The sequence below is a fragment of the Mesorhizobium sp. M2C.T.Ca.TU.002.02.1.1 genome, assembly GCF_003997225.1.
In genome coordinates this window covers 1-7102 of sequence record NZ_RZTO01000274.1, presented here as the reverse complement: position 1 = coordinate 7102, position 7102 = coordinate 1, and the positions used below count along the sequence as shown (strand labels likewise).

Annotated in this window: 4 protein-coding genes; all 4 read right to left on the bottom strand. The window is 64.3% G+C overall.

The annotated features are described in order from the left end of the window. Nucleotides 1–76 precede the first annotated feature (76 nt). Nucleotides 77–1426, bottom strand: a complete 1350-nt coding sequence (locus EOD07_RS16305) for an LLM class flavin-dependent oxidoreductase (protein ID WP_127236196.1) — start codon at nt 1424–1426, stop codon at nt 77–79. Between the two features lie 195 nt (nt 1427–1621). Then, on the bottom strand, nt 1622–4774 hold the full coding sequence (locus EOD07_RS16300; RefSeq protein WP_127236195.1) for an efflux RND transporter permease subunit: 3153 nt from the start codon (nt 4772–4774) through the stop codon (nt 1622–1624). A gap of 311 nt (nt 4775–5085) precedes the next feature. Next, nucleotides 5086–6249 carry an efflux RND transporter periplasmic adaptor subunit gene (locus EOD07_RS16295; RefSeq protein WP_127236194.1) on the bottom strand — a complete coding sequence of 388 codons (1164 nt, stop codon included), beginning with the start codon at nt 6247–6249 and terminating at the stop codon, nt 5086–5088. Nucleotides 6250–6304: 55 nt separating this feature from the next. Continuing rightward, nucleotides 6305–6910, bottom strand: a complete 606-nt coding sequence (locus EOD07_RS16290) for a TetR family transcriptional regulator (RefSeq protein WP_040988547.1) — start codon at nt 6908–6910, stop codon at nt 6305–6307. Nucleotides 6911–7102 lie beyond the last annotated feature (192 nt).

The following is a 7102-nucleotide window of genomic DNA, read 5'->3' as shown; positions in this document are numbered from 1 at the left end:
ATCAAAAACCCCCGGCTAACGCCAGGGGTTTGTCAGCAGTCTGTGGGCGCGCTCCGGCGCGCCCGTTTCATTTGGATCAGCCCGCCTTGCGGACCGCCGCTTCTTCGAAGAACCGGTTCGGCGGCCGCTTCAGGCCGAGATTCTCGCGCAGCGTCGATCCTTCATACTCACGCCTGAATATCCCGCGCCGCTGCAGCTCGGGCACCACCTTCTCGGCGAAATCATCGAGCCCGGCGGGCAGATAGGGAAACATGACATTGAAGCCATCTGAGCCTTCGGTGAGCAGCCATTCCTCCATCTCGTCGGCAATGGACTTGGCGCTGCCGACGAAGGCCAGGCCCGAATAGCCGCCGAGCCGCTGGGCGAGCTGGCGAACAGTGAGGCTCTCTTTTCTCGCCAACTCGATGACGCGCTCGCGGCTGCTTTTCGAGGCATTGGTGTCCGGCACGTCCGGCAGCGGACCGTCGGGATCGAAGCCGGAGGCATCGTGGCCGAGCGCGATCGACAGCGAGGCGATGCCGCTCTCGTAGTAGACGAGGCTGTCGAGCTTGGCGCGTTTGGCTCGAGCCTCCTCGACGCTATCGCCGACGACTACAAAGGCTCCAGGCAGGATCTTGATATCGTCGCGCGAACGGCCGAGCTTTTCCGCGCGGCCCTTCACGTCGGCAAGGAAGCGCTGGCCAGACGCCAGGTCGGGTGGCGCTGCGAAGATCACCTCCGCCGTCTCGGCGGCCAGCTGCCGTCCGGCCTCGGACGTGCCGGCTTGGACGATGACCGGCCAGCCCTGCACGGGCCGCGCGATGTTGAGCGGACCGCGTACCGACAGATGCTCGCCCTTGTGGTCGAGCACATGGAGTTTCGATGTATCGAAGTAGAGCCCGCTGTCCGCATCGCGGATGAAGGCGTCGTCGGCAAAACTGTCCCACAGCCCGGTGACGACATCGTAGAACTCGCGCGCCCGGTGGTAGCGCTCGTCGTGCTCGACATGCTCGTCGAGGCCGAAATTCAGCGCGGCGTCGGGATTGGAGGTGGTCACGATGTTCCAGCCGGCGCGGCCGCCGCTGATATGGTCGAGCGACGCGAAGCGGCGGGCAATGTGATAGGGCGCGTCGAAGGTGGTCGATGCGGTCGCGACAAGGCCGATATGATCGGTGACGGCAGCGAGCGCCGACAGCAGCGTGAACGGCTCGAAGGATGTCACCGTGTGGCTGCGCCGCAGCGCCTCGATCGGCATGTTGAGCACGGCCAGGTGGTCAGCCATGAAGAAGGCGTCGAATTTCGCGGCCTCGAGCGTTTGCGCAAAACGCTTCAGATGCGCGAAGTTGAAATTGGCGTCGGGATAAGCGCCCGGATAGCGCCAGGCGCCGGTGTGAAGACTGACGGGGCGCATGAAGGCACCGAGTCGCAATTGCCGTTTTTCTGACATGGGGAATGATCCAGCGATGACGAGCGTTGCCGCTCCGGTATCGGCGCAGGATCGGCCCGCATCGCGCCGCTGAAAAGGAATTCTGTTTTACCGAAGGGTTGCCACCGAGCATTTTCGCCCGGGCGGATCCTCGATGCAGATCATCCGCCGCCGGCTTTCACCGACGGCGGATGATCCGGGTTGCCACGTCTATTTCTATTCAGCAGCCAGTGCCAGCTGCGGTCTTTCGATGCCTTCGACCTTCTCCGGCTCGAGCGCCTGCTCGTCGGTCTTGGCCTTCTTCGGCGCGCGGCCGAAGAACAGGGCGTAGCCGGCCGGCAGCACCAGGATGGTGAGCACCGTGGCGACCAGGATGCCACCCATCATGGCGTCGGCGAGCGGCCCCCAGAAAACGGCGCGCGAGATCGGAATCAGCGCCAGCACGGCGGTGAGCGCGGTCAGCATGATCGGCCGGAAACGGCGGACTGCAGCACCCACGATCGCTTCCGATCGCTCCATGCCGGCGGCGATATCCTGGTCTATCTGGTCGACCAGGATGATCGAGTTGCGCATGATGATGCCGAGCAGCGCGATGACGCCGAGGATGGCGACGAAGCCGAACGGCGCGCCGCTGATCAAGAGCGCCGCCGCGGCGCCGATGATGCCCAGCGGGCCGGTGGCCAGCACCAGCATCGACTTGCCGAAATGCTGCAGTTGGACCATCAGCAGCACGACGATGATGGCGAGCATGATCGGCGCCTTGGCCGCGATCGAGGCCTGGCTCTCGGCCGAGTCTTCGGCACCGCCCTGGATCTCGATCTTGTAGCCGGGCGCAAGGCCAGCGCGAAGATCCTTCATGTCGTTGTACATCTTGGTGACGACGTCGTTCGACTGCACGCCGTCCGGCAGCGTGGCGCGCACGCTGATGGTCGGCAGGCGGTCGCGCCGCCATTCGATGCCCTGCTCCATGACAGGCACGACCTTGGCCACCTGCGAGAGCGGCACCGAGCCGCCGAAATCGGTCGGGATGTAGACGGAGTCGACCGAGGACAGCAGGTGACGCGTCGCCTCCGGCTCGCGGGCGACGATCGAGACCGTCTCCTCGCCGTCGCGGAAGTCGTCGAGCGGCGCGCCGGACATGGTGGCCTGCAGCATCTGGCGGATGCGCTGTGAGGTGACGCCAAGGGCGCGAGCACGATCCTGGTCGATCACCAGCTTCATCGCCGGCACCGGCTCCAGCCAGTCGTCATGGATGGCGCCGAGCAGCGGATTGCCCTGGAACCTCGCCTTCACCTCGTCGGCGATGCGGCGCACCTCCTGGCGGTCCGGGCCCATGATGCGCATCTGCACCGGCCAGCCGGTCGGCGGACCCAGGAAGAGTCGGTCGACCTTGCCGCGGATCGAGGGGAAGTCCTGCGCCAGGATCCTGCGCATCTTGACGATCAGCCGCTCGCGCGCCGGCTCGTCCTTGGCCATGACCAGGAGCTGGGCGAAGTTGGGATTGCGGAGCTGCTGGTCGAGCGGCAGGAAGAAGCGCGGCGCGCCTTCGCCGATATAGGTGGCGATGAAGCGCTTGTCGGGATCGTCCGCCATCCTGCCTTCGAACGCCTTGGCCTGCTTCTCGACCTCCTTGATCGAGGTGCCTTCCGGGAGCCAGAGATCGACCAGGATTTCCGGACGCGAGGATTGCGGGAAGAAGTTCTGCGGGATGAACTGGAAGGCCCACAGGCTGGTGGCGAAGGTGACCAGCGTCATCACCAGCACAATGATGCGGTGGCGCACGGCCCAGGTGACCGTCGCGCGAAGCCGTCTGTAGAAGCTGGTGTCGAAGACATCATGATGGGTGCCGGCATGCTTGCGCTGCTTGAGGATCATGTAGCCGAGCCACGGCGTGAAATAGACCGCCACGAACCACGACACGACCAACGCGATGCCGACGACATAAAACAGCGTGCGCACATATTCGCCCGCCGTGGAGGCCGCGAAACCGACCGGGATGAAGCCCGCCGTGGTGATCAGGGTGCCGGTCAGCATCGGGAAGGCGGTCGAGGTGTAGGCGAAGCTTGCCGCCTCGATCTTGACCAGCCCCTCCTCGAGCTTTCGCTCCATCATCTCGACGACGATCATGGCGTCGTCGACCAACAGGCCGAGCGCAATGATCAAGGCGCCGAGCGAGATGCGCTGCAGGTCGATGCCGATCTCGTACATGATGGCGAAGGTGGCGGCGAGCACCAGCGGGATGGCGATGGCGATCACCAGGCCGGAGCGCCAGCCGATCGACAGGAAGGAGACGACGAGCACGATGAGCAGCGCTTCGCCGAGCGCCTCCATGAATTCGTTGACGGCATCCTTGACGACCTGGGGCTGGTCGGAGATCTGGTCGACCGAAACGCCGTAGGGCAGCCCCGCCTCGAAGCGCTGGTAGGTCGCCTCGACATCCTTGCCGACATCCCTGACGTTGAAGCCCTTGGCCATGACGACGCCGAGTTGGACGCTCTCATGGCCGTTGAAGAGGTATTTGTTGTCGTAAGGATCCTGGAGACCGGAGGTGACGGTGGCGATATCGCCGAGGCGCGTCACCTGGTTGCCGGAGCGAAGCCTCAGCTCGCGGATGTCGGCGGCCCTGGTGACGTCGCCCTCGACCGAGATGCGCACCGAGCGCAGGCCGGTGTCAACGGAGCCCGCCGGATCGACGGCGTTCTGCCCTTTCACGGCGTTCTGCAGGTCGAGGATGGTCAGGCCACGCTCGGCCAACGCCTTGGACGAGACGTCGATATAGATCTTCTCCGGCTGGTCGCCGATGATGACTGCCTTCTCGACGCCAGGCGTCGTCAACAGCATGTCGCGCGCCTGGATGGCGAACTTCTTCAGTTCCGGATAGGTGAAGCCGTCGCCGCTGATCGAATGCAGCGTGATGAAAGTGTCGCCGAACTCATCGTTGAAATAGGGACCGAGCAGGCCTTGCGGCAATTCGTTGGAAATGTCGCCGACCTTCTTGCGCACCTGGTAGAAGGCGTCCTTCACCTCCTCGGCATTGGTGTCGCCTTTCACCTGGAGCGTGATGATGGCGCTGCCGGCGCGCGTGTAGGAGCGCACGAAATCGAGATGCGGCGTTTCCTGCAGCTTGCGCTCGATCTTGTTGACGACCTGGTCTTCCATGTCCTGGATCGAGGCGCCGGGCCAGACCGCCTGCACCACCATGACACGGAAGGTGAAGTCCGGGTCTTCCTTCTGGCCCATGCGCATCAGGCCGAGCGCGCCGGCCAGGATGATCAGCCCGAACAGGAAGCGCGCGATGCTCGGATGTCCGATCGCCCAGCGCGAGAGGTTGAAGGGCCGCTTTTCAGTGCTGCTGTCCGTCGTGGTCATGGCACAAGTCCAGTCCAATTGGCCGGCAATGCACGCCCGGCATTGCCCATGAATTCTCGGTCGGGTTTCCGGGCGGCGAGACCCTCAAGCGGAGAGAGACTCGCAAATCGCGCTGGACGCGGCACTGCTGCGGGGGAAGCCAACATGCCGGCATCTCACGATCGGGCGTCCGCCGCCCGGAACCCATGCCCCACCCGGCTCGCGGCTCGACGCAGCGAGAGCGGGAAAGGCGTCTGTTGCGCCTGACTTCAGGTCTTAGTTCGATGCATGTCGTTGTCCCAAAACCGCTTCGCACTTTTGGGCGACAAGCATCAGTGCAGGCTACTCGTCGTCGCGACGTCACCCTCCGCCGAGGCGGATTGCTGTGCGTCGCCGGAAAGCTTGACCTTCAGGTTCTCGGTCATGAACTGGGTGCCGGCCGCGACCACGACGTCGCCCTGTTTCAGGCCGTCGGCCACGGCGACACCGTCGGCGGTGAAGTTGGCGACCTTGATCGGGCGGGGATGCACCGTGTCGGAGGCGCGGTCGACCGTCCAGACGATCTGCTTGCCGTCCTTCTCGGTCATCGCCGTCAGCGGGATCGACACAAGTTGGGTCTTGCTGCCAACGGTCGCCTGGACGTTGGCGGTCATGCCGAGCAGCACGCGCGGATCGTTGGGCAGCGAGACCCGGACAGCGAAAGTGCGCGACTGCGGATCGGCGCTGCCGGCGACCTCGCGGACCTTGCCGTCGAGAGTAAGCCCGTCGTCCGACCAGAAGCTCGCCTTGACCTCCTTGCCGGGCTTGAAACCGGCAATGTCCATCTCCGGCACCGCGATCGACACTTCCTTCTCGCCGTCGACCGCGACGGTCATGACCGGTGTGCCGGCGGCGACCACCTGGCCGACATCGGCGGAGATGGCGGTGACGATGCCGTTCTTGCTGGCCTTCAGATCGGCGTATTGGACCTGGTTCTGCGCCTGTGCCAGCGTCGAGCGCGCGGCATCGCGGGTCGCCACAGCCTGGTCATAGGTCAGGCGCGCCTGGTCGAGCTGCGATTTCGGCGCGAAATTCTTGGCGTAGAGCTGCTCGGCGCGCTTCCTGGCGAGGTCGACGGTCTCGACCTGGCGCTCGGCGGCGTCGAGGCTGGCCGCGGCGCTCTTCACCGACAATTCGTAGTCGGCAGGATCGATACGGGCGAGCACGTCGCCTTCATTCACATGCTGGCCGATATCGACCAGACGCTCGGTGACCTTGCCGGCGATACGGAAGCCGAGATTCATCTCGGTGCGGGCGCGCACCGAACCGGAATAGTCGAGCTGGCGGGTGGTCTGCGCTTCGCCGATCTCGACAACCTTCACCGGCCGGACGACTTCCTGGACGACCTCGGCCTTCTCCTGGCTGCAGCCGGCAAGGCCGAGCACTGCCGCGATGACGGCGGCGGTTGGGAGGCCGACGACCGGCAGCCTGCGGAAGATGGAACTAGACAAAGACACCTTAGCACTCCCGAACTGGAGATGATTTGTCGAAACCGCGCCCGGTGGGCGACGGCTATTTCAAGGCTCTGATGGCGTAGTCGATAAGTTCGTCGGGCATCGCCCGGTTGGTCTTGGCAAGGCACTGCGCCACCATCTGCGGATGGCACAGAATGACCGTCGCGGCGCCGAAGCAGCGCGAGGCCGTCTCCGGATCCTGCTCCCTGAACTCCCCGGCCTCGATGCCCTCGCGGATCACCTCGGCATAGAGGTCGTGGATTCTGTTCACATGCGCATCGATGACGCCCCAGTCGCGCTCCAGCGCGACGATGACCATCTCATGCACCTTCTCCTGGTCGAGCATGACCTCCAACGTCATCTTGTACTGGGCATGGATGTAGCGGCGCAGCCGCTCCTCGGCGCTGACCGGCAGGTGCATGATCTCGTAGGCCATCTTGTAGCTGGCGCCGAGCATGCGGCCGCAGACGGCCTGGTGGATTTCCACCTTGGAGGCGAAGAAGCGGTAGATGTTGGCCGGCGACATCCCGAGCTCGCGGGCAATGTCGGCGACATTGGTCTTGCCGTAGCCGTAATGGCGGAACAGGCGCTCGGCGCAGTCGAGAATGCGGGTCACATTCTCCTGTCTGGCGGGATCTGCCACGATGTTGGCGGCTTCGGACATGGCGCTTTCGTTTGATGAGTGACGAATTTCAATTTTCGTCAGTCGTAAAACGAAAGGGAGAAGGAGTCAACGCGAAATCGACGTACGCGTATAATTTGGTGACAGATGGTGACAGTTGGCGGCTTTCAGTAGGTAGGAAAAGCGACCCTTACTCCGGCGCCGCGTTCCGTCACACCCCCCTCTGTCCTACCG

What these genes read in the sequence shown, in the direction of transcription:
- EOD07_RS16290 (WP_040988547.1), bottom strand. Translation starts at nt 6,910, where the DNA reads ATGTCCGAAGCCGCCAACATCGTGGCAGATCCCGCCAGACAGGAGAAT.
- EOD07_RS16305 (WP_127236196.1), bottom strand. Translation starts at nt 1,426, where the DNA reads ATGTCAGAAAAACGGCAATTGCGACTCGGTGCCTTCATGCGCCCCGTC.
- EOD07_RS16300 (WP_127236195.1), bottom strand. Translation starts at nt 4,774, where the DNA reads ATGACCACGACGGACAGCAGCACTGAAAAGCGGCCCTTCAACCTCTCG.